The 22,454-nt window shown below is 41.9% G+C and carries 19 protein-coding genes and 1 other RNA gene; 8 read left to right on the top strand and 12 right to left on the bottom strand.

Annotated elements, in window-relative coordinates:
• Positions 1–31: 31 nt before the first annotated feature.
• The gene (locus tag FHG64_RS16270) at positions 32–1,663 is read right to left on the bottom strand and encodes an ABC-F family ATP-binding cassette domain-containing protein (RefSeq protein ID WP_139067381.1); all 1,632 of its coding nucleotides are present in this window, start codon (positions 1,661–1,663) and stop codon (positions 32–34) included.
• Between the two features lie 174 nt (positions 1,664–1,837).
• Between FHG64_RS16270 and FHG64_RS16265 the strand changes: the two genes are divergently transcribed.
• Positions 1,838–3,262: a TlpA family protein disulfide reductase gene (locus FHG64_RS16265; protein ID WP_139067380.1), complete on the top strand. Its 1,425-nt coding sequence runs from the start codon at positions 1,838–1,840 to the stop codon at positions 3,260–3,262.
• 68 nt (positions 3,263–3,330) lie between these two features.
• Here the strand turns inward: FHG64_RS16265 and fsa are convergent, their stop codons facing one another.
• The 3 genes from fsa to ffs all read right to left on the bottom strand — a co-directional run bounded on the left by fsa (position 3,331) and on the right by ffs (position 4,986).
• The gene (gene fsa, locus FHG64_RS16260; protein ID WP_139067379.1) at positions 3,331–3,984 is read right to left on the bottom strand and encodes a fructose-6-phosphate aldolase; all 654 of its coding nucleotides are present in this window, start codon (positions 3,982–3,984) and stop codon (positions 3,331–3,333) included.
• A gap of 43 nt (positions 3,985–4,027) precedes the next feature.
• Positions 4,028–4,846 (bottom strand): SDR family oxidoreductase, encoded by an 819-nt coding sequence (locus FHG64_RS16255; RefSeq protein WP_139067378.1) that lies wholly within the window; start codon positions 4,844–4,846, stop codon positions 4,028–4,030.
• 41 nt (positions 4,847–4,887) lie between these two features.
• An RNA gene (gene ffs, locus FHG64_RS16250) (signal recognition particle sRNA small type) lies at positions 4,888–4,986 on the bottom strand.
• Positions 4,987–5,073: 87 nt separating this feature from the next.
• Here ffs and FHG64_RS16245 point away from each other — a divergent pair.
• Positions 5,074–6,129 carry a glutaminyl-peptide cyclotransferase gene (locus FHG64_RS16245; protein ID WP_139067377.1) on the top strand — a complete coding sequence of 352 codons (1,056 nt, stop codon included), beginning with the start codon at positions 5,074–5,076 and terminating at the stop codon, positions 6,127–6,129.
• Positions 6,126–6,530, top strand: coding sequence for an acyl-CoA thioesterase (locus tag FHG64_RS16240; protein ID WP_139067376.1), 405 nt, complete (start codon positions 6,126–6,128; stop codon positions 6,528–6,530). The genes FHG64_RS16245 and FHG64_RS16240 overlap by 4 nt, the downstream gene beginning before the upstream one ends.
• A 1,287-nt stretch (positions 6,531–7,817) precedes the next feature.
• Here the strand turns inward: FHG64_RS16240 and hemL are convergent.
• The 4 genes from hemL to FHG64_RS16220 are packed head-to-tail and all read right to left on the bottom strand — an operon-like array spanning position 7,818 to position 11,184.
• On the bottom strand, positions 7,818–9,107 hold the full coding sequence (hemL, locus tag FHG64_RS16235; protein ID WP_139067375.1) for a glutamate-1-semialdehyde 2,1-aminomutase: 1,290 nt from the start codon (positions 9,105–9,107) through the stop codon (positions 7,818–7,820).
• Positions 9,108–9,118: 11 nt separating this feature from the next.
• Positions 9,119–9,898, bottom strand: a complete 780-nt coding sequence (locus FHG64_RS16230; RefSeq protein WP_139067374.1) for a glucosaminidase domain-containing protein — start codon at positions 9,896–9,898, stop codon at positions 9,119–9,121.
• Complete coding sequence (locus FHG64_RS16225) at positions 9,888–10,838, bottom strand: 1-aminocyclopropane-1-carboxylate deaminase/D-cysteine desulfhydrase (RefSeq protein ID WP_139067373.1); 951 nt, start codon at positions 10,836–10,838, stop codon at positions 9,888–9,890. The genes FHG64_RS16230 and FHG64_RS16225 overlap by 11 nt, the downstream gene beginning before the upstream one ends.
• A 34-nt stretch (positions 10,839–10,872) precedes the next feature.
• Entirely contained in the window at positions 10,873–11,184 is a 312-nt protein-coding gene (locus FHG64_RS16220; RefSeq protein ID WP_246054155.1) for a hypothetical protein, read from the bottom strand.
• Positions 11,185–11,242: 58 nt separating this feature from the next.
• Here FHG64_RS16220 and FHG64_RS19250 point away from each other — a divergent pair, with 58 nt between their 5' ends.
• Positions 11,243–11,416: a DUF5522 domain-containing protein gene (locus FHG64_RS19250; protein WP_168191378.1), complete on the top strand. Its 174-nt coding sequence runs from the start codon at positions 11,243–11,245 to the stop codon at positions 11,414–11,416.
• A 10-nt stretch (positions 11,417–11,426) separates the two neighbouring features.
• Here the strand turns inward: FHG64_RS19250 and FHG64_RS16215 are convergent, their stop codons facing one another.
• A complete protein-coding gene (locus tag FHG64_RS16215) occupies positions 11,427–11,879 on the bottom strand; it encodes a copper resistance protein NlpE (protein WP_139067371.1) in 453 nt (150 codons plus the stop codon).
• Positions 11,880–12,090: 211 nt separating this feature from the next.
• On the opposite strand from FHG64_RS16215, the gene FHG64_RS16210 reads away from it, so the two are divergent.
• The 4 genes from FHG64_RS16210 to FHG64_RS16195 all read left to right on the top strand — a co-directional run bounded on the left by FHG64_RS16210 (position 12,091) and on the right by FHG64_RS16195 (position 17,128).
• Positions 12,091–14,118, top strand: coding sequence for a urocanate hydratase (locus FHG64_RS16210; RefSeq protein ID WP_139067370.1), 2,028 nt, complete (start codon positions 12,091–12,093; stop codon positions 14,116–14,118).
• 24 nt (positions 14,119–14,142) lie between these two features.
• Complete coding sequence (locus FHG64_RS16205) at positions 14,143–14,697, top strand: DUF4136 domain-containing protein (protein WP_139067369.1); 555 nt, start codon at positions 14,143–14,145, stop codon at positions 14,695–14,697.
• A 152-nt stretch (positions 14,698–14,849) separates the two neighbouring features.
• Entirely contained in the window at positions 14,850–16,604 is a 1,755-nt protein-coding gene (locus FHG64_RS16200; RefSeq protein WP_139067368.1) for an aromatic amino acid hydroxylase, read from the top strand.
• A gap of 47 nt (positions 16,605–16,651) precedes the next feature.
• Positions 16,652–17,128 (top strand): DUF1801 domain-containing protein, encoded by a 477-nt coding sequence (locus FHG64_RS16195; protein WP_139067367.1) that lies wholly within the window; start codon positions 16,652–16,654, stop codon positions 17,126–17,128.
• 457 nt (positions 17,129–17,585) lie between these two features.
• Here FHG64_RS16195 and FHG64_RS16190 read toward each other — a convergent pair whose 3' ends face one another.
• The 3 genes from FHG64_RS16190 to alaS form a co-directional block, all read right to left on the bottom strand.
• The gene (locus tag FHG64_RS16190) at positions 17,586–18,200 is read right to left on the bottom strand and encodes a DUF4230 domain-containing protein (RefSeq protein ID WP_139067366.1); all 615 of its coding nucleotides are present in this window, start codon (positions 18,198–18,200) and stop codon (positions 17,586–17,588) included.
• A gap of 632 nt (positions 18,201–18,832) precedes the next feature.
• Positions 18,833–19,780, bottom strand: coding sequence for a GSCFA domain-containing protein (locus FHG64_RS16185; protein WP_139067365.1), 948 nt, complete (start codon positions 19,778–19,780; stop codon positions 18,833–18,835).
• Between the two features lie 40 nt (positions 19,781–19,820).
• Positions 19,821–22,436, bottom strand: coding sequence for an alanine--tRNA ligase (gene alaS, locus FHG64_RS16180; RefSeq protein ID WP_139067364.1), 2,616 nt, complete (start codon positions 22,434–22,436; stop codon positions 19,821–19,823).
• Positions 22,437–22,454 lie beyond the last annotated feature (18 nt).

Genomic DNA, 22,454 nt, shown 5'->3' with positions numbered 1-22,454 from the left:
CCCTTCCTTTTTTTATTTATCTGTCTTAATATTACGCGTTGACCGCATACATCTTATCTCGTTGTTCCTTTATCTTTTTATCATCCATATATTCATCAAAAGTAGTATACCTGTCAATAATACCTGAAGGTGTTAATTCCACCACCCTGTTGGCTACTGTTTGTGCAAATTCGTGGTCATGAGTGGTGAATAGCACTGTACCTTTAAAGTTCTTAAGCGAATTATTAAAAGCCGTAATTGATTCCAGGTCCAGGTGGTTGGTAGGTTCATCGAGCATCAATACATTCGCACGCATCATCATCATCCTGCTCAACATACACCTTACTTTCTCACCTCCGGAGAGTACCCGGGAAGTTTTCAATGCCTCTTCCCCACTAAAGATCATTTTACCAAGGAATCCTCGAATGTAAACCTCTTCTCTTTCCTCATCTGTTTTTGCCCATTGTCTAAGCCAGTCTACCAATGTAAGGTCATTATCAAAAAATTGAGAATTATCAAGTGGTAAATAAGATTGAGTGGTGGTGATACCCCATTGGAATTTTCCTGCTACCGGTTTTTGATTGCCGTTAAGAATTTCATAGAAAGCTGTGGTTGCCCGGGAATCCCTTGAGAATACCACAATTTTGTCCCCTTTTTTAAGATTCAGGTCCACGTTCTTGAATATGGTCTCTCCTTCAATAGAAGCTTCCAGGCCTTCAACATTGAGGATCTGGTCCCCTGCCTCTCTCTCTCTTTCAAAAATAATGGCCGGGTATCTTCTGCTTGAAGGTTTGATCTCTTCAATATTAAGTTTCTCGATCATCTTTTTCCTGGAGGTGGCCTGCTTGGATTTTGCCACGTTGGCGCTAAATCGCATAATGAATTCCTGTAGTTCCTTTTTCTTTTCCTCTGCCTTCTTATTTTGCTGCGATCGTTGCCTTGCAGCCAGCTGGGAAGATTCATACCAGAAGGTATAGTTACCACTATAGTGATTTATCTTTCCAAAGTCAATATCTGAGATATGGGTACAAACCGAATCCAGGAAGTGCCTGTCGTGAGATACGACGATCACAGTATTATCATAGTTTGCAAGGAAGTTCTCCAGCCACACGATCGCCTCATAATCAAGATCGTTGGTAGGCTCATCCATAATTAGCACATCGGGATTTCCAAATAGTGCCTGTGCAAGAAGCACACGTACTTTTTGCTGTCCATCCAGGTCCTTCATTTGTGTGTAATGATAATCTGGCTGGATACCCAGGTTCGATAAAAGTGAGGCTGCATTACTGTCGGCATTCCACCCGTCCATCTCTTCAAATTCTACCTGTAATACACCTACCCTTTCCCCATCGGCATCATTAAAGTCTTCTTTTGCATAGATCTCATCCATCTCCTTCTTGATCTTATACAAAGGTTTATTACCCATGATAACCGTTTCCAATACAAGATAGTCGTCATAAAGGTTATGGTTTTGCTCCAGGACAGACATCCTTTTTCCCGGCTCCAGGAACACCCTTCCACTGGTAGGTTCAGATTTTCCTGCAAGGATATTTAAAAAGGTTGATTTTCCTGCACCATTGGCGCCTATAATTCCGTAACAATTTCCCTGGGTAAAGGTGGTATTCACCTCATCAAACAACACCCTTTTTCCAAACTGTACAGAAAGATTTGAGACTGATAGCATATATTATTTTCTTTTCTTCTGGTAAATTTTTGCAAAAGTAGCTATAATTGCACAAACACTGAAAGATTAACAGTTTAAATAATCCTTTTAACGCCGGCTTAACACCTTAGCAGACAACCGAAAATTACATTTGCTCAATTGTAACCCTTACTAGCAATTACCCCATAATTCCTCATGAAGCTCCACGTCATTCTTGCCCTGCTCGTTATTTTTGCCCTTACGGGATGCCAGGACAATGAACCCACCAGCAGCGATATGTACTTTGGAGGATTGATCGTAAATCCTACAAGTAAATTTGTTGTCCTGCTTAAAAAGGATGTGGTCGTAGATACTTTTTACCTCGATAATACTAACAGGTTTGGAGGAAAAATTGCAGATGCTGAGAAGGGCTTATATGTATTTAAACATCCTCCTGAGAATCAAATTACTTACATGGAGCCGGGCGACAGTACCCTGGTCCTGCTTAATACTCTTGAATTTGATGAATCCCTTAACTTTAGCGGGAAAGGGGCAGCAAAGAGCAACTATCTCAACCGAATGTATCTTTTAAACCAGGAGAACAATAATTTGATCCTGGAATATTACAAGCTGGGACCTTCAGAATTTGTGGAAAAAACCGATTCGATAAGGGAGAGCCGAAAAAAATACCTCGATAAGCTTAACAGGCGGTATAAATTTTCGCCGGAATTTATTGAACTCGCAAATGCTAGTATCAATTATGAATATTATGATCTTAGGGAACGCTATGCGTACCTTCTTAGAAGATATTCCAGGGAAGACATAAAGCTATTACCAGAGGATTTTCACAGCTACAGGGAAGAGATCTCCCTGGATGATGAAGCCCTTGAAGATTACTATGTATATCTTCATTTCATCGATGACTTTATTAGAACCAAATCCCTGGAGTATTGCGAGGCGAACGATATTACAGAAGAGAGCTGCTATGATCTGGCAGATTTTAATAACATAAAAAGACGAATTATCCTGGCAGATTCTCTTATACCCAATGAGAAGATCAAGAATAATTTTATTGACCGCCTTGCCGCACAGGGAATAGTTTATTCCAAATCCCGGGAAGACCTGGTTTCCATTCTTGAACTTTTAAAGGAGAGGGAATACAACGGTGACAATTTTGAAGATTTGCGACAAATGGCAGGGATACATAATGCCCTGCTGCCTGGCAGAAATATCGGTGAGCTCAAGCTCATAGACCACAAGCGGGATACAGTTATTCTTAACCAAATTTCAAGTAAGCCGAAGATCACATATCAATGGTCTACCACCTCCCCATCTCATTATAGATGGCAACATAAAAAAATAGCTGTACTGAAAGAAAAATACCCTGAGATTGATTTTATAGGCATCAACATAGACAGGCGGGAGCATAAGGAATGGCAGGAAGTTATCAAGGCCCAGGGCTACGACCAAAATTTTGAGTATAAGCTTAATATTCTCACTTTGAACGAAGAGCTGCTCAAGAACTATTTAAATAAACTTATTTTCCTGGATCCTTCAGGAGAAATAATTAAAGGTGATGTAAGATTGCACGCCCTGGATCACGAGTCGAAAGTGCTGGAATTCCTTAACAGTTTCTATTAAAAATATCCTGACACAAAAAACCCCGGAACGTGAATGTCCGGGGTTTTTTAGTTTACAGTAAGAAAGTATTAGTTCCCTTTCTTATAATCTGCAAGGAATTTCTCAAGTCCAATATCTGTAAGCGGGTGGTTCAATAATCCTTCTATTGAGGACAAAGGACCGGTCATAACATCGGCTCCTATTTTTGCACAGTCTATCACGTGCATAGTGTGTCTAACAGATGCGGCAAGGATTTGTGTCTCAAAACCATAATTGTCATAGATCAACCTTATCTCTGCAATAAGGTTCAACCCATCTGTAGAAATATCATCCAGTCTTCCTATAAAAGGGGAAACGTAAGTTGCACCTGCCTTTGCTGCAAGTAATGCCTGGCCTGCAGAAAATACAAGGGTACAATTTGTCTTTATTCCTTTATCGCTAAAATATTTTATAGCTTTCACACCTTCCTTGATCATAGGCACCTTAACGATAATTTGCTCGTGTAGGGCAGCAAGTTCTTCACCTTCTCTGATGATCTCATCATAGGTGGTAGCAATAACCTCTGCACTTACATCACCATCTACGATCTCACATATCTTCTTATAGTGATTTATAATATTTTCCTTTCCTGTAATTCCTTCTTTGGCCATTAGGGAAGGATTGGTGGTCACCCCGTCCAGAACCCCAAGGTTTTGGGCTTCTCTAATTTGATCCAGGTTTGCTGTGTCAATAAAAAATTTCATCTTGTGTGTGTTGTTTTAAAATTCAGATTTGAAAGTGGCAAAATTACAATTTATAATGTTTAAGCAACATTTTCTCATATACTTTATCGGGCAAAATACGCTTTAACGCAACAGAGAATTTTTGCAGTGGCTCTCCCACCTTATAATGTCCCTTGGGGTTTTTGGTCTCAATAACCTTTAAGATCGCTTTTGCCATAAGTTCAGGATCCTGGCCCTCGTCCACGTGCTTGTTCATAAGGTCAAGGGTGTTTTTATAGGATCTTTGGTAAGGGGAGCCTTCCAGCACAGGAGCGTGATACCTACCTGCAGCAATGTTGGTGGCAAAATCCCCAGGTGCCACATTGGTCATTTTTATATTGAACTCCTTTAATTCCATCCTGAAAGCCTCTGTAGTAAGCTCCAGTGCGCCTTTGGTGGCAGAGTAGATCCCGCGATAGGGCAATCCCATATAACCGGCAATAGAAGTGATATTTATAATCAACCCCTCCCCCCGTCTCCTCATATGTGGAAGAACGGCTTTTATGACATTAATTGGCCCAAAATAATTGGTGTCAAAGGCTTTTTTTATCTCCTCATCCGGGGTTTCCTCTATGGGCCCGGTAATCCCAATCCCTGCATTATTGATAAGGATATCTATTTTGCCCTCTTTCTCTATAATTTCTGAAATAGCTGTTTGGATTGTGTCCTGCCTGGTGACATCGAGAGCTATTAAGGAAAAAGGAAGCATTATTGATTTCCCGGGGTTTCTGCTTGTACCGTAAACTTTAAAATTGCGTTTGGAGAGGTATTGGCCTATGGATTTTCCTATTCCTGAAGATCCGCCTGTGATAAGGACAACTTTTGAAGAAGTATCTGTTTTCATAGATCACAAAGATGCGATAAAATTTAAATATCAGATACAAAAAATGGCAAGCTACCCACATCACACCGCTACGACCGCTTACCCTTGCTGCGTTCCCGCCCTGGGGGAGTCAGCAGGAGCTGGTTGTGTGGGACTTGCCGGTGCAAATATACAATCTTTGATACATTTGGCAAGACTTTTTTAGTTTGAATTAATTATTTTAGCAGCAATAAATTCAAGCTTTTTTAATGAAGAAACTTAACCTCCTGTACCTGTTTATTTTAAATCTCCTGTTAATTTCCTGCGGAAGTAATTCAGGTAAAAAAAAATCTGATTTTTCTCTTTTTACAGAGACTGAAAAGAATGAATTTCAGCTTGGGGAAAGCGTACAACTTAAAATAAGGAACATCAAAAACCGGCAAATCGATTCTGCTGCACTTTATTTTCAGGAAAAATATATTACGAGCAGTAAAGGAGAACCCTCTTTGCAGCTGCAACTTCAAAACTTTAAACTAGGGAATCATGTGGCCCGGGCCATTGTATTTTCAGAAGGAGAAACAGATACCATAACTCTGCCGGTAAAAATCTATAACAATATACCGCCCACTGTCTATACCTACAGGATCATAAACACATATCCTCACGATCAAACAGCCTACACCCAGGGACTGGAATTTTACAGGGACACCCTTTATGAGAGTACCGGCCAATACGGCTCCTCTACCCTGCGTAAGACTAACTTTGAGACAGGGGAGGTACTGCAGCAGGCAGAACTGGCAGATAAATATTTTGGTGAGGGACTTTCAATTCTCAACGATAAGATCTACCAGCTAACCTGGAATGAAGGTGAAGGTTTGATCTATGATGTAACCACCCTGGAGCGCCAGGGCAGTTTTAAGTTCAATAACAGCAAAGAAGGCTGGGGCTTGTGTAATGATGGCCACCAATTCTATAAAAGTGACGGGACAGAGAAGATCTGGATCCTCAATGGTAAGACTTTGGTCGAGGAAACTTTTATCCAGCCAACCACCCACCGGTCAGTCTCTACACAGCTTAACGAACTGGAATGGGTTGAAGGGATGATCTATGCCAACACCTATCAAAAGGACGGGGTAGCCATCATTAATCCTGAGAATGGGGCTATAGAAGGCCTTATCAATTTCCAGGGACTAAGGGAAAAGGTGACACAGCATGCCAACCTGGATGTACTTAATGGAATCGCTTATAATCCAAACACCAAAAAGCTTTATGTTACCGGTAAGAACTGGGATAAATTGTTTGAGGTGGAAATCGTGGAACGATGAACCAAACGCCAGAGATCTTTGAATACAGCATCAAAGTTTCCCAAAAGGACCTTGATGAGTTGGATCACGTGAACAACGTGAGGTATGTGCAGTGGATGGAAGATATTGCCAAACGCCACTGGAATGAACGGGCCCCTGTAGAAATTAAACAAAAGTTCATCTGGATGGTGCTGCGTCACGAAATTGATTATAAGGGCCAGGCTTTTTTAGGCGATGAACTCCTGCTGCAAACTTATGTGGGAGAACACACCCATGTGACCTCACAACGCCACGTCCTTATCCGCAATAAAGAAACTGGCAAGATCCTTATCCAGGCGCTTTCCACCTGGTGCCTGCTGGATGCCGAAACCAAACGCCCGGCTAAGATCACAGAGGGAATGTTTAAGGAGTTTTATAAATAGAACCAAGAGTCAAGAGACAAGAATCAAGAGACAAGAATCAAGACAAGAGAGAAGAGAGAAGAGAGAAGAGACGGGAGTCGAGGGAGGTGATATATTCACGGGGTAGTTGAGTTGGTTACCACCAAAGCCCATTAGATCCTGAAACAAGTTCAGGAGGACGATGCGATAATAGCAAAATATAAAAAACATTCGTGCATTCGTGGCTTGAAAGAGAAAGAGGAATCAAGAAACAAGAAAAAGAGAGAAGAGAGAAGTGAGAAGAGACAGGGAGTTGAGAGAGGTGATATATACACGGGATAGTTGAGATGGGTAACACCTAAGCCCATTAGATCCTGAAACAAGTTACCATTGACGTATTCTATTTTTCTTACGTTTTCCAGGCGAGTTTATTGGCATTTCATAGGACCGCTCCTTCTTTTTTGCTGCAATCCTCTCCCTCTGGTCGTCGGTTGCAAAAAAAAGAAGCAAAAAAGTCTAGGCTTACGAAAGCTTATCTAAATTTTTCATTCGGTGGCTAAATTTTAGGAACTCGCGTGAAAGTATATTCTATCGCGATTAGTCCGTTTCGCTCAAACAGCCTAAAATTTTTAACGCCCCTCTCATTTCAAATTTTACGAGAAGTTTTCGTAGGCCAGAAAAAACCTTCAAACAAAAATATTGACTCGCATTGATGATTCTCAAACGTCAACACTTCACGCTAATAAAAAAAATTTTATCAAGGTCTACCATTGACGTATTCTATTTATCTTACATTATCCAGGCGAGTTTATAGGCATTTCATAGGACCGCTTGTTCTTTTTTGCTGCAATCCTCTCCCTCTGGTCGTCGGTTGCAAAAAAAAGAAACAAAAAAGTCTAGGCTTACGAAAGCTTCTCTAAATTTTTCATTCGGTGGCTAAATTTTAGGAACTCGCGGGCAAATCCATTCTAGCGAGGTTATTCCGTTTCGCTCAAACAGCCTAAAATTTTTAACGCCCCTCTCATTTCAAATTTTACGAGAAGTTTTCGTAGGCCAGAAAAAACCTTCAAACAAAAATATTGACTCGCATTGATGATTCTCAAACGTCAACACTTCACTCTAATAAAAAATATTATCAAGGTCTCAGGATGATGGTGCGAGAATAGGAAAATATAAAAGAACATCCGTGCATTCGTGGCTACATTCAAGCCAGGAATGCACGTATATTTTTAGGAAATAACGACAGTAAACTCCTTAAAAGAAAAATCCTGCCGGGAATTTCTCTATTAAGAAACTGCCGGCAGGATAAATATTATAATTAACCTATTCTTACTTAAGGTCGCGGGCAACTTTTCTCACTGCGGCGATGGTTTTATCCAGATCGTCATATGAAAGTGCCTCTGTTATAAACCAGGTTTCAAAAGCGCTGGGAGCTATATAGATCCCATTTTCAAGAAGGCCGTGGAAAAATTTCCTGAAAGTATCATTATTTGCCATTGCAGCAGTTTCAAAATCTACCACCGGTGTATCGTTGAAATGCACCGATATCATAGACCCCAGCCTGTTAATGGTGTGGGTAATGTTATTTTCCCTTAAAGCTTCAGCAATACCTGTATGCAGGTAGGCGGTTTTTTCATCAATGCTGTTGAAAATTTCCCGGTTGCTATCCAGTTCCTTCAGCATTGCAAGTCCTGCAGCCATCGCAAGAGGGTTTCCACTAAGGGTTCCTGCCTGGTAAACAGGCCCTTCAGGAGCCAGGTGCCCCATAATCTCTGCATTTGCGGCAAAAGCCCCTACAGGCAATCCTCCTCCAATTACTTTTCCAAAGGTTACTATATCTGCCTTTACACCCATTCTTTCCTGTACGCCACCGGGAGCCAGGCGAAAACCGGTCATGACCTCATCAAAGATTAAAAGAATCTCATTCTCGTCACAAAGCTTTCTCAGGCCTTCCAAAAATCCTTCAGCAGGTGGGATACATCCCATATTTCCTGCCACAGGCTCCAGGATTATGCAGGCAAGTTCGCCTTTGTTGGCATTGATCAACTCCCTCACGTTCTCGAGGTCATTATATTTGGCCAGGAGAGTATCTTTCGCTGTACCTTCAGTCACTCCGGGACTGTTGGGGGTCCCAAAAGTTACCGCACCACTACCTGCCTGTATTAGAAATGAATCACTATGCCCGTGATAACAACCGGCAAATTTGATGATCTTTTCCTTCCCGGTATATCCGCGGGCCAAACGCACTGCACTCATACAGGCCTCTGTTCCTGAATTTACAAAACGTATCTTATCAATATTGGGAACCATCTTTACCGCCAATTGGGCGATCTCTGTCTCAATTTGGGTAGGAGTACCAAAGGAGGTTCCTTTTTTAGCTTTTTCTATTACGGCATCAACCACAGGCTTGTGCGCATGTCCCAGGATCATTGGCCCCCATGAATTGATGTAATCAATAAGTTTATTGCCGTCTTCATCATAAAGATAAGCCCCTTCTGCACGTTGGATAAAAACAGGTTCGCCCCCTACTGCATTGAAGGCCCTTACGGGTGAATTTACCCCACCGGGAATTACCTTTTGCGCTTCGGCAAATAGTTCGCTGCTTCTTTTATAGATCATAAATTTTAATTTTATCTGGGAGGTACGCTTAGTTCCTGCCCAATTGAAATATTTGTAGAATTAAGATTATTCTGCCTTTGAATAAGCTCTACTGTAGTATTGTATCTTTTCGCAATGGAATAAAGGGTATCCCCTTTCTGTACCACGTGCCTTGTGCCTGCACTTCTGGCTACGGGATTATTAGACCTTCTTGGTTGTACTCCCAGCACCTCATTATCATAATTGTACAACTGGTACCGCTCTATAAGGTCAATGAGTTTATTAGGGTACAACCTGTCGGTCGCGTAACCTGCAGCCCGCAAACCTTTTGCCCATCCCTTATAATCTGAAATCTCCAGATCAAATAGTGCTGCATAGCGCCTTCTTTCGGCCAGGAAAAGTGAGTGGTCCCTGTAAGAAAATTTGGGGTCATTATATTTTCTGAAACATTCCTGGGAGCGGTCATCATCATGATACACCCTGTCCCCTGTCCACTCGTGACATTTTATACCAAAATGATTATTGGCCCTGCGGGTAAGGTCTCCCCTCCCCGCACCAGATTCCAGGATACCCTGTGCCAGGGTAATACTGGCAGGGATCTTATATAATCTCATTTCCTCCTGTGCTATTGCTGCGTAGGTATCTATATATTCCTCTACCACATCGGCATATCGTTTGGGTGGCATGTCCTTTCTCACATTATCCACCACCTCTGCAGGAGCATCACGCTTTGTCACGGCTTTCTTTTTGCTTCCGCAGGAATAAAGAAAAGCTACAGTGAAAAGCAGAAGAAAAAAATATTTAGATCTCATTCTCAACATCGATTAGAGGGAAATTTTTATTTTTCAATAATTTGTTCATACCGGTTATTCCTTGTAAACCTCCGGTATGGATCGCTAAAATACGGGAATTTTGAGGAAAAACAGCGTTTTCCATCATATCAAAGATCCCAAACAACATCTTACCTGTATAAACGGGATCAAGCAGAATATCATATGTTTTTCTGAAATCATTTATAAAATCAATAAGCTCCGGGCTCACCTTTGCATAACCACCAAAATGATACTTATTTACCAACTCCCAATTTGTTGCTGAAGTATATTTGCTGATTTCACCCTCAAGAAAATCTCCCTTAAGCGCAGGAAAGCCCAGAACTTTCTGGTCTTTTGCAGCTGCATTGATCAACCCTGCTATAGTGCCTCCGGTTCCAACTGCACAACAAATAAAATCAAAATCCTTCCCTACCCCCGTTAAAATTTCCTCACAACCTTTCACAGCCAAAGTATTAGTCCCGCCTTCAGGAATAAGATAAAATGACCCAAATTCCTTTTCAAGATCTTGTCTAAATGCTGTAGTTTCCTTCTCCCGATAATCACTCCTGCTCACAAATAAAAATTTCATTCCTTGTGATGCGGCAAAATCTAAAGTTGGGTTTTTCTTCAGGGTACTTTCCATATCTCTTCCCAGCTCATCTCCTCTTATCACCCCTATAGTTTGCAGGTCTAAAATTTTCCCTGCAGCTGCTACTGCAGCTATATGATTGGAAAAAGCCCCTCCAAAGGTAAGCAGGCGGGTGTGGCCCTGCTTTTGTGCCTCAGCCAGGTTATACTTCAGTTTTCTGAATTTATTACCTGATACCTGTGGATGCAACAGATCTTCTCTTTTTATATACAGTGAGACCCCATCTTCCCGCCGTGTGAGGACGTGAACTATTGGAGAATCCTTCAGCATAAGATCTAATGTAGTTGCCATAATGCAAAGATTTAAAAAGATTTCATTAATCTGGTTAAGCTTTTCTGCTTAAAAACCTTGTAAAGGACCATAATTTCCTTTTGCTGCAATAGGCAAGATCTCTCTCGTGAGAATAAGCTTCCCGTTCAAAAGAGAGGTTGCGATAAGTGAGGTAAGGATCTTTGTAAAATGCATATTTAAGTATAAATTCCAGGAAGTACCAAATATAGAATGGGATCACCAGTAGCTCTGCCTGCTGCTTATAATGTATCCTTTCGTGATTCAAAAACACAGGGTCCTGTTTCAATCCTTTATTTCTCAGGATTACGAAGGGCCATAGAGTGATCCCGGCAAAGCCTTTTCTCATAAAATATTTGTTCACGATCACAATCATGAGATCAAGATAAGAATTGTATTTTTGCGATATGAATACCTTTAAGAAAAATATTCCCCTGGAGCCGGGAGATTATTACCTCACGCCTGAAGGGTACAGGTGCTTCACCGAACAATACCACCTTAAAAGAGGTTACTGCTGCAAGAGCGGCTGCAGGCATTGTCCTTATGGTTATGATAAGAAGACTGATTCTTTCCGAAACTAAATGTCAATCCTTATAATTTCAACAATTTGAAGTTATTACCGGGTTCTGCTTTAAGCTCAAATCCGCGAGGATCCAGGGGCACCAAATAGTTCTCCCCCACTTTAAGCAAAGGCATATTGGGTTCCTGTACCAGTTCAATAGTGCTGCCCTGTTCATTCCATGTGAAATTTCCTGTACTCTCCTCTTTAGGGCCATCTTCTTCCCGGGTCGTGCGCCTTTGAATTAACCGGTAAGTTTGATCTTCCTTGATCTCAATTAGGGTCTCAATACCCCTGCAATCCTCACAGGGCAATAATCCGCTGTAAGTTCCGGCCCAGTCTAATGAGTTCCGGGAATTATGAAGTTGCAGGCTCTTATTGAGCTCTGTGATATCGTCACCCTGTATATCTCCCTGTTCCTCTATGTTGCTTTTACAGGAAATGATACCCAGGAATAATAAAAATAAAAGTAAAGTGTGTTTCATAGCAGTTCTTTTTAAAATGTCTTAGCATACAGCGGGCATTAGCTTCCTTACGGTCTTGTCCTCCTGATGCTTTGTATAGATTTAGATATAAGAATGAGTGGCAGGTTAAGTCCCAACCTTTCAAAGATAGCCGTAAAAAAAGCAGGTAAGTATTATAAAAATTATAATTTTTTTGTGCTACTTTGAGGCGTAATCGCTTAAACAAATTCCAATGAGTTTTAAAGATCTGGTTTTGCAGGGAATTCCACACGAGCTACCTGCTCCATATAAATATGACCCTAATGTTAATCACGCTCCCAGGCGCAAGGATATCCTCAATAAGAAGGAGAAAGAACTGGCGCTTAGAAATGCCCTGCGGTATTTTAGCCAGCAGCAACACGCGGCTCTCCTGCCCGAATTCAAGGAAGAGCTGGAGAAGTACGGCAGGATCTATATGTACCGTTATAAACCCACTTATAAATTGTATGGCCGCCCTGTAGAGGAGTACCCGGGAAAGAGCAGCCAGGCAAAAGCTATCATGCTTATGATACAGAACAACCTGGACCCTGCGGTTGCCCAGCACCCCGAGGAGCTTATTACCTATGGCGGGAACGGGGCCGTTTTTCAAAATTGGGCCCAATACCTGCTGGCAATGAAATACCTCGCAGAAATGGAGGATGACCAAACCCTGGTGATCTACTCGGGGCATCCTATGGGCTTGTTCCCTTCTCACAAGAATGCGCCACGGGTGGTGGTAACCAACGGGATGATGATCCCCAATTACTCGGCGCCAGATGACTGGGAAAAATTTAACGCCCTTGGGGTGACCCAATATGGTCAAATGACCGCGGGTAGCTATATGTATATAGGGCCTCAGGGAATAGTTCACGGCACCACAATTACGGTTCTTAACGCCTTGAGGAAAATTGGGAAATCGCAAGGGGAAGTAGCTTTATTCCTTACTTCCGGACTTGGGGGGATGAGCGGGGCACAACCCAAAGCGGGAAATATTGCCGGTTGTATCACAGTTTGTGCCGAGGTAAATCCTAAAGCCGTTGAAACGCGTCACTCCCAGGGATGGGTAGATGAGGTGATCAAAGATATTGTAGAACTTGGAACCCGTGTGAAGGAAGCCAGGGAAAACAAAGAAACCGTATCCATTGCTTTTCTGGGAAATATAGTAGAGGTATGGGAATATTTTGCAGATAATGAAATTTACGTAGACCTGGGCAGTGACCAAACTTCCCTACACAACCCCTGGGCAGGAGGATACTATCCTGCAGGTATAGGATTTGAAGAGGCAAAAGAAATGATGTCCCGGGAACCGGAGAAATTCAGGGAGGCGGTAAAGGAAAGCCTTCGAAGGCAAACCGAAGCTATAAACACTCATACCACCCGGGGAACCTATTTCTTTGATTATGGAAATGCCTTTCTATTGGAAGCATCCCGGGCGGGCGCGAAGATCCACCGGGACGGGCAGGGAAACTTTATCAGCTCCCAGGCAAAACAGGGAGAGGAACTAACTTTTGCCTACCCTTCCTATGTGCAGGACATTATGGGCCCTATGTGCTTTGATTACGGGTTTGGTCCGTTCCGCTGGGTTTGCGCTTCGGGGAAAGATGAAGACCTGGATAAAACCGATGCTATCGCCACCAGGGTCCTGGAGAATATTCTACAGGAGGCTCCCAGAGAGATCCACTCCCAGTTAAAGGATAATATTCACTGGATCAAAAATGCCAAAAAAAATAAACTTGTAGTGGGATCAAAAGCCCGTATCCTGTATGCCGATGCTTCCGGAAGGATTGAGATCGCCGCCGCTTTTAATAAGGCGATTGTTCAGGGTGAAATTGGTCCCGTGGTCCTGGGGAGGGACCATCATGATGTCTCAGGCACAGATTCTCCCTATCGCGAAACCTCCAATATTTATGATGGCTCAAGGTATACGGCAGATATGGCCATACAGAATGTGATAGGAGACAGCTTTAGGGGAGCAACCTGGGTAAGCATTCACAACGGCGGAGGTGTTGGATGGGGAGAGGTTATAAACGGCGGATTTGGAATGGTTCTTGATGGAACTAAAGAGTCTGATGACAGGTTACGATCCATGTTATTTTGGGATGTAAATAATGGTTTAGCCAGGCGCTCCTGGGCCCGCAATGAAGAGGCTGTATTTTCTGTAAAGAGAGCAATGCAACAGGAACCAAAGCTTAAGATCACAATCCCGAATATGGTGAAAGATTCCTTGTTCTTAGATTCTTAACCAGTAATCTAAAACGTTTTCATTATGAGATTTCTAAAAATTACTATCGTTGTGCTGCTCTTCGCAGTTACATTTGTTTCTTGTAACTCGGTAAGGGTGGCATCAGATTATGATCAACAGGTTGATTTTAATCAATATCAAACTTATGCCTTTTTTAAACCCGGTATTGACAAGGCTGAAATATCAGACCTTGACAAGAAAAGGATCCTAAGGGCTATAGAGACAGAAATGGCCGCCAAAGGCTTCACAAAATCTGAAGACCCGGATATGCTTGTGAGCATCTTCACCAAGACCAGAGAGAATATCAATGTCTACAACCATCACATGATGGGCTGGGGAGGCCTGGGCTGGGGATACGGCTGGGGCTGGAACCCGTGGTTCTGGGGTCCGCAAACATCCGTCAACACCAATAGCGAAGGTACTCTCTATATTGATTTTGTAGATGCTGAAAGAAAGGAATTAGTTTGGCAGGGTATGGGATCTGCAGTCCTGGCAAAAAAAGTTGACAGGAAGCAGGAACGAATCAACGAGATCGTGAAAAAAATGCTTGAAACCTACCCGCCCGGAACCAGAAGATAATTTCTTTTAATATTTTCGGTACAACGAGTTAGATTCAATAAATGCCTTCCCCCTACGAAGGCATTTTTTTATAGGCGGTACTCAACGTTTTTTCAACATTAATATTAATAAGGTATTTGTATATTTATACTTCAGGAAATTTTGCAATTAGTATGTTAGAAAAGATTGAATCCAACGAAATATTAGACCGGCTGCCTGCTCATCTTCAGCAATTCATAAAACCTCAGAATTACGAGGAATACAATGCTATCAACCAGGCAGTGTGGCGGTATGTAATGCGAAAGAATGTGGAATACCTAAGTAAGGTAGCCCATCACTCCTATCTCGATGGTTTAAAACAAACAGGGATCTCCATAGACAGCATTCCAAATATGTATGGAATGAATCGCATTCTTAAGGAGATAGGCTGGGCTGCGGTCGCGGTAGACGGCTTTATACCCCCGGCGGCCTTTATGGAGTTCCAGGCTTATAATGTCCTGGTCATTGCCAGCGACATACGCCAGCTTGAACATATTGAATACACTCCCGCACCAGATATAATTCATGAAGGCGCGGGCCATGCCCCTATAATAGCAAATCCTGAGTATGCCGAATATTTAAGGCGCTTTGGGGAAATTGGCTGTAAAGCTATTTCCAGCGGAAAGGATTATGAAATGTATGAGGCTATAAGGCACTTATCTATAATCAAGGAAGCAGAGGACACCCCTGAAGAGGAAATAAAAAAAGCTGAAGAACGGGTGGATTACCTTCAAAATAATATGGGTGAAGCCAGTGAAATGGCCCAAATTAGAAATTTGCACTGGTGGACGGTGGAGTATGGCCTCATAGGCACACCTGAAGATCCAAAGATCTACGGCGCCGGCCTTTTATCTTCCATAGGGGAAAGCGCATGGTGTATGACAGATAAGGTGAAGAAATTGCCATATACCATAGAAGCAGCCAGGCAGGAATTTGATATTACCAAGCCGCAGCCTCAACTATATGTAACGCCAGATTTTGCTCATTTAAGCCTGGTGCTTGAAGAATTTGCCAATACTATGGCTCTTAGAAGGGGTGGCCTTGAAGGTCTAAAGAAACTTATTAACTCAAAAAACACCGGGACCATAGAATTAAGCACGGGAATACAGATCTCGGGTGACTTCACCAGGGTGGTAGAACATAACGGCCAGCCTGTATATTTCCAAACTACCGGTAAAACTGCCCTCTCTTACAGGGAAAAAGAACTTGTAGGTCATGGAACCCATAATCATCCCGATGGGTTTGGCTCACCTGTAGGTAAATTAAAAGGAATTAACCTAGCCATTGAAGATATGAGCCCCCGGGATCTAAGAGCTTATGATATTTATGAAGGAGAACGCATCACTTTTGAATTTGAAGGAGGTGTAGTGGTAAAAGGCGAGATCATTACAGGAACCAGGAACCTGCAGGGTAAGATCATCCTAATAAGCTTAAAGAACTGCACCGTCACCTGTAACGGGGAGTCACTTTTTGGACCGGAGTGGGGTAACTATGATATGGCGGTAGGAAAAGAAGTAGTATCAGCCTTTGCAGGGCCGGCAGATCCATATTCATTTGACCTTATCACCCATAAGATCTCCAGCACTACTATTAAAAGCAGGAAAACCCCTGAAAGGGAAGAACTTGAAAGCCTGTACCAGGCAGTAAGAAATATTCGCAATGGGGAGAACACTAAATTCTCTCTAACTGCCGCTTTTGATATACTTAAAAAGCATCATAGCCGGGACTGGTTACTGGCAGTGGAAATTTATGAACTTGCAGTAGAGAGCGACCAACAGCTGGCTAAAGAAGTTCGGGAACATCTTCAAAAGGTAAAAGAAGCAAGGCCGGGGGTGGCTCATCTTATTGATGGCGGGATAGACCTGGTGGAATCGACTTTGGTTGTTTAACCGGGTTGTTACCTGCAAGCCAAAAAATAGAAATTGCGACTAGAGGAATGAAACCAAATCCACAGTTAAAAAAATTCATGGAGCCATATGACGAGCGAATTCAAGCTTTGACTATGGAATTACGAAATTTCATAACTGATTTGGTGCCGCAAGCAAACGAATTAATTTGGGATAATTATAATGCAGTCGCATTGGCCTACTCGAAATCGGAAAAATTAAAAGATGCTTTTTGCCATATTGCTGTTTATTCTGACCACGTCAATTTCGGATTTAATCGTGGAGTGGAATTGAAACAAACTGTAAAATTAAATGGTAAAGGAAAGTTGATAAGGCATATCTCCTTAAAGGATTTCCAGTCTTTTCCAAAAAAAGAAATACAAAGCATGATTTGGGAAGCAGTTGGAATTTCTGAAAATTTGAACAATGAGTTATCCGATAAGAATCTTCAACCAAAAAGTATAGTAATGTCAGTCTCGGAAAAGAAAAAAAGACCGAAGGTAAAACGAGCAGGTAACACTGTCTAAAAACAATGCTCAAAACTATCTCAACTCAAAACTCCGTGCTCGCTTGCAACACCTGACTGTCCTGCACACAAATCTAGTGAGAAGACATATCCACTTCAACCAGGGGTGATTTTGGACCTGAAATAGTTCAGGGAAATTAGTCTAAATTCTAGATTCCAGCAGCGAAGTGGTCCAGACTCTTTTACCGGACAGTAGTAATTCTTGATTCATTGGTGTTCGATTAAAATATTCAATATTTTCCTTAAGCCTTATTATATCCAGGTAGAAGACATATACACACTACAACCAGGGGTGGTTTTGGACCTGAAATAGTTCAGGAAAATTCAAGCTTTTCAGAAATTTGTATACGATTATTTGCCAAAAAACCTACATTTTAGTCTAAATTCTAGATTCCAGCAGCGCAGCGGTCCAGACTCTTTTACCAGACAGTAGTGTTCTTAAATATGGAATTTCCCTATTAAAGCTTAATTCCTTCCATGGCCTCTGTACTCGGGATGATATTACCTTTATACTCCAGGGACCAACCCATGGAGCTTGTAAGTATATATATCTTTTGAAGCTCGCTAATAAGCCTGTTCTGGGCATTTGATTTAATAGATGAGTTCTCTATCTTGGCCATAAGCGATTTCTTGATTCGTTCCTGTATTTTATTGTAATCCTTGGCTTCAAATTGATTGAGGTAGTCCTGCGTAACATCGTAATATCGAATATTAGGATTGATGGAGATCTCTTCCTCCGGGATATAAAGGATCCTCACGGTACGGGTATCGGGATCAATTTCTGTTCGAAGCTTACTAAGGTCATAAGCCACGGTAACATCTGCATTTACTATAATGAGAGCCTTCTTCCTGGCAGATAGGATATCGAGATAGAATTTTCTGGAATCATTATATGAATAGACCTGTGCAAAATTACCCTCTGTAACCACCAGCTTCCCAACATTCTTGATCTGTTTCTCGATCAAATCGGTACTTTCTACCAGTTGATCCCGTTGGTCATTGCGGCTTTCAAAATACTTCCATCCAAAGGATACAGCCAGGACAAGAAGGATAATAGGGATGATCTTCCTCATTAATTTTTTTGTTTAAAGGTACAAAATCAATTAGAGTGCCAGAAAGATCTAGAAAATGGAAAGTATATGAAATGCGAATGGACGGCCCCACCCGTCCATTTGCTTTAATTCTAAAATCTACCCCAACAAATTTTAGAAACATCATTAAAAACTTTATCCAAAAACATTAAAAATGTCCTTCAAAAAAGTTTCAATGACAGTATAAAAATACGAAAATATCTGACTCGTGCAAGAAATTGAACTATTATTATATATTTAATTTTCTGTTAACCAGATAAATAAGGAAGTTTTCTTATTCTTAATGAAATCTTAAATTTAATATGTGGCCAGTAAAAACGGGGGATGTAAAAACGTAAAAATAACATTCAAACCTGCTTATTTAGACCTGGAAAAAATTTGAAATTATAATAAATTAGAGTCAAATAAAAAAGGATGGCCCCCACCATCCTTTTTACCTTTTTCAAAATTCTACCCCAAGAATTTTAAAGTTAAGTTGACTCAAAAAACTCTTGTTTTTCATTTCAACAGTCCAAAAATATAAGATATCTTGAAAGCACTATAACGTTTTTGAAGATAAGCATGTCACTTTAAGAGAGAAATAACTTTTAGGCCGCGGAGCTTTTAAAATTACCTTAAAATTTTATTTGAGGAAATGATTTTTTAAGAATTTCGATACGCTCATTTAGTTGTTCCTTAAACTTTTTATGCGCAGTAGATTCCGGATTAAAAGGCCTGTGATCCAGCCCCTGTTGCAGGGAGGTTATTTCCTTCATAACCTCTACAGCATCTTTGGAAAGCCACACCTCAATGAATTTGTTCCATATATAATCTATTGCAATAGCATTAGGATGCAGCATATCCTTTTCATAAAACCGGTAATCCCTTAGGTCATCCATCATGATCTCATAAGAAGGGAAATAAGACGTATCCTTTTTATCATTAACAATGTTGCCTGTTGCGGCAAGAAGATGCGATTTACTTCTTTGATTCTCTATCACACCATCCTTTATATGCCTCACGGGTGATATGGTAAAAAGAATGGCAGTAGAGGGATTTACAGTTTTTAAAAGTCCAAGACAATTATGGAGCCGTTCCTGTACCTCCCCCACCGGCATAAGCTCCTTCTCAAACTGTACCTGCGGCACTTTATGACAATTGGCAACAAAATTACCGGTTTCCCTGGCTCTGTAACCAAAAGCTGTTCCCAGGGTAATGATCACATGAGTTGCATTTTCAAGAAATCTACGTGTAACCCGCAGGTTTTCATTAAGATCTTCCAGCAGTTTCTCCCTGTTAGGATTGCTTAGAACTGAATGTGCTTCAAAGCAATGCCATCTTTCATTGTGATGAAATACTTCCTCCTTGGTATATGGTTTTAGGGACACCACTCTCGAAAGGAAATTTTCAATTGCCGCGGGGTGGTAAAATATCCCAAAAGGGTTCCGGAGGCTTTTTAATTTAGCCTGCTCCAGCTTCCTGCCAATATTATCTACAAAACAGGAACCTATGAGAAAGATCGACGAGGAGTAATCGATCTTAGGTTCTTCCGGTCCTATTTTAAAATGAGTTCGAAACTCCATATGTATTCATATTAACTACCCCGGCAAGCTTTGATCCTGCTTATTCAGATAAAAAATTCCTGGCCTCTTCCAGCGCTTTTTCTATCCCCTGGGGATTCCTTCCTCCCGCAGTCGCGAAGAAAGGCTGGCCACCACCGCCTCCCTGTATATGTTTCCCGAGTTCTTTGACCACTTTCCCGGCGTGCAGGCCTTTTGACTCTGCCAGCTCTTTGGAAATATAGCAGGTAAGAAGGGCCTTGCCATCCTGCTCAGACGCCAGCAGGAGAAAAAGATTATCATTATTATCTCCCAGCTGGTAAGCCAGATCTTTTATTCCCCCGGCATCAAGGTCTACTTTTTTCGCCAGGAAATTTATTCCGTTTACTGAGGTGATCTCCTGCTGAAGCTCGATCTTGAGGTTTTTCGCTTTATCCCTAAGCAATACCTCGATCTGTTTTTTCAGGTTTGCATTTTCCTCCTGAAGGTTCTGTATAGCTTTTACCGGGTCCTTGGCATTCTTAAGCTGTGCAGAGATCTCTTTCAGGCTTTCTTCTTCCTCCTGAAAATATGCCTTAACAGCCCTGCCCGTAATAGCCTCAATACGACGTATCCCGGCTGCAACAGCTCCTTCAGAAATTATTTTGAAATACCAGATATCGGCAGTGTTTTGCACATGTGTTCCCCCGCATAATTCCATAGATTCCCCGAATCTTACTGCTCTTACAGAATCCCCGTATTTTTCCCCGAAAAGGGCTATTGCCCCCTGCTCGATCGCCTCATTGTAAGAAATGTTACGCTGCTCCTGTAACCGGTGGTGTTCGGCAATTCTTTGGTTTACATATTCCTCTACCTCCTTGAGCTCCTCTGGACTAAGTTTACTGAAATGGGAAAAATCGAACCTCAGGTTTTTATGGTTCACCATCGAGCCCTTTTGCTCCACGTGAGTTCCAAGGATCTCCCGCAGTGCCTGGTGCAATAAGTGAGTAGCGGTGTGATTTGCCTGGGTTTGTGCCCTTTTTGATTCATCTACTGTTACAATGACCTCCTGCGAAGGATCTTCAGGCAGGCTTTTGGTGAAATGAATGATAAGGTTATTCTCCTTTTTGGTATCAAGGATCTTAATTTCTTCTCCTGTTTGTGTGATCAATAGCCCCTTATCGCCTACCTGACCCCCACCTTCAGGATAAAAAGGGGTTTTATTGAAAACAAGCTGGTAAAGAGCTCCTTCTTTTTTACCCTCAACCTTTCTATACCGGGTTATTTTTACTTCGGCCTCAAGATTTTCATAACCAATAAAAGTTTCCTCTTCTTCCTGGCCCAGGATCTCCCAGTCCCCCGCCGTCATGGCAGAAGCTGCCCTGGAGCGGTCTTTTTGTTGTTTAAGTTCTGCATTGAATTCGGCCTCATCCAGCTCATAGCCGCGTTCCCTAAGGATGAGGGCGGTAAGATCTATGGGGAATCCAAAAGTATCATAAAGTTCAAATGCCTTTTTACCCGAAACTGTATTGCCGGTGGTGCCTTCTATAATATTTTCCAGGAGGATAAGCCCCTGGTCCAGGGTTCTAAGAAAGGACTGCTCCTCTTCCCTAATCACATTTTCTATAAGGGTTTTTTGCGATCTCAATTCAGGGAACGCCTCGCCCATTTGATCGCTTAATGTGGCCGCAAGTTTATAGATGAATGGTTCCTTAGTTGCTAAAAATGTGAACCCATAGCGAATTGCCCTTCTTAAGATCCTGCGTATCACATAGCCGGCGCCGGTGTTGCCCGGCAGTTGACCATCTGCAATAGAGAATGCCACGGCCCGCACATGGTCTGCAATTACCCTTATGGCTATATCGACCTTCTCGTCCTGCCCGTAGGTAGAATTTGTTATCTTTTCAATAGAAGCTATGATTGGAGTAAAAACATCTGTATCATAATTGGATTTTTTATCCTGCAATACCATACAAAGCCTTTCAAATCCCATTCCCGTATCCACGTGCTGTGCAGGTAATTTTTCAAGGGAACCGTTCGCCTTGCGGTTAAATTCCATAAATACCAGGTTCCATATCTCCACTACCTGGGGATGATCTGCATTTACAAGGCCCCTGCCCGGGATCTTTGCTTTCTCTTCAGCAGTACGAATATCCACATGGATCTCTGAACTTGGACCACATGGCCCCTGGTCACCCATTTCCCAGAAATTATCTTTTTTATTGCCAAGGATGATCCTTTCCTCGGGAACTATATCTTTCCACAGGTCATAAGCCTCCCGGTCCATTTCTAGACCGTCTTCCTCACTGCCTTCAAAGACAGATACATATAGGATATCCCTGTCTATTTTATAGACTTCAGTTAAAAGTTCCCAGGCCCAGTGGATGGCTTCTTTTTTAAAATAATCCCCAAAGCTCCAGTTTCCAAGCATCTCAAACATGGTATGGTGGTAGGTGTCCATCCCAACCTCTTCCAGGTCATTGTGCTTCCCGCTTACCCTCAGGCATTTTTGAGTATCGGTCACCCGTGTATTTTTTGGCACGGTATTTCCTAAAAAATATTCCTTAAATTGGTTCATCCCTGCATTGGTGAACATAAGGGTAGGATCATCCTTGATCACCATAGGTGCAGAAGGGACAATTATATGGGATTTGGATTTAAAATAATTGAGGTATGTGGAACGTATCTCTTTAGATTTCATAAATGGTAATTAACAGTT

Origin of the sequence: Antarcticibacterium flavum, assembly GCF_006159205.1 — a bacterium.
In the GTDB taxonomy this organism is placed as follows: Bacteria; Bacteroidota; Bacteroidia; order Flavobacteriales; family Flavobacteriaceae; genus Gillisia; species Gillisia flava.
The sequence above is the reverse complement of the archived record's forward strand: the minus strand, read 5'-3'. Positions and strand labels throughout refer to the sequence as shown.

Bases quoted from the DNA above. Each gene is read 5' to 3' on its own strand.
- FHG64_RS16270 (WP_139067381.1), bottom strand. From the start codon at position 1,663: ATGCTATCAGTCTCAAATCTTTCTGTACAGTTTGGAAAAAGGGTGTTG.
- FHG64_RS16265 (WP_139067380.1), top strand. From the start codon at position 1,838: ATGAAGCTCCACGTCATTCTTGCCCTGCTCGTTATTTTTGCCCTTACG.
- fsa (WP_139067379.1), bottom strand. From the start codon at position 3,984: ATGAAATTTTTTATTGACACAGCAAACCTGGATCAAATTAGAGAAGCC.
- FHG64_RS16255 (WP_139067378.1), bottom strand. From the start codon at position 4,846: ATGAAAACAGATACTTCTTCAAAAGTTGTCCTTATCACAGGCGGATCT.
- FHG64_RS16245 (WP_139067377.1), top strand. From the start codon at position 5,074: ATGAAGAAACTTAACCTCCTGTACCTGTTTATTTTAAATCTCCTGTTA.
- FHG64_RS16240 (WP_139067376.1), top strand. From the start codon at position 6,126: ATGAACCAAACGCCAGAGATCTTTGAATACAGCATCAAAGTTTCCCAA.
- hemL (WP_139067375.1), bottom strand. From the start codon at position 9,107: ATGATCTATAAAAGAAGCAGCGAACTATTTGCCGAAGCGCAAAAGGTA.
- FHG64_RS16230 (WP_139067374.1), bottom strand. From the start codon at position 9,898: ATGAGATCTAAATATTTTTTTCTTCTGCTTTTCACTGTAGCTTTTCTT.
- FHG64_RS16225 (WP_139067373.1), bottom strand. From the start codon at position 10,838: ATGGCAACTACATTAGATCTTATGCTGAAGGATTCTCCAATAGTTCAC.
- FHG64_RS16220 (WP_246054155.1), bottom strand. From the start codon at position 11,184: ATGAGAAAAGGCTTTGCCGGGATCACTCTATGGCCCTTCGTAATCCTG.
- FHG64_RS19250 (WP_168191378.1), top strand. From the start codon at position 11,243: ATGAATACCTTTAAGAAAAATATTCCCCTGGAGCCGGGAGATTATTAC.
- FHG64_RS16215 (WP_139067371.1), bottom strand. From the start codon at position 11,879: ATGAAACACACTTTACTTTTATTTTTATTATTCCTGGGTATCATTTCC.
- FHG64_RS16210 (WP_139067370.1), top strand. From the start codon at position 12,091: ATGAGTTTTAAAGATCTGGTTTTGCAGGGAATTCCACACGAGCTACCT.
- FHG64_RS16205 (WP_139067369.1), top strand. From the start codon at position 14,143: ATGAGATTTCTAAAAATTACTATCGTTGTGCTGCTCTTCGCAGTTACA.
- FHG64_RS16200 (WP_139067368.1), top strand. From the start codon at position 14,850: ATGTTAGAAAAGATTGAATCCAACGAAATATTAGACCGGCTGCCTGCT.
- FHG64_RS16195 (WP_139067367.1), top strand. From the start codon at position 16,652: ATGAAACCAAATCCACAGTTAAAAAAATTCATGGAGCCATATGACGAG.
- FHG64_RS16190 (WP_139067366.1), bottom strand. From the start codon at position 18,200: ATGAGGAAGATCATCCCTATTATCCTTCTTGTCCTGGCTGTATCCTTT.
- FHG64_RS16185 (WP_139067365.1), bottom strand. From the start codon at position 19,780: ATGGAGTTTCGAACTCATTTTAAAATAGGACCGGAAGAACCTAAGATC.
- alaS (WP_139067364.1), bottom strand. From the start codon at position 22,436: ATGAAATCTAAAGAGATACGTTCCACATACCTCAATTATTTTAAATCC.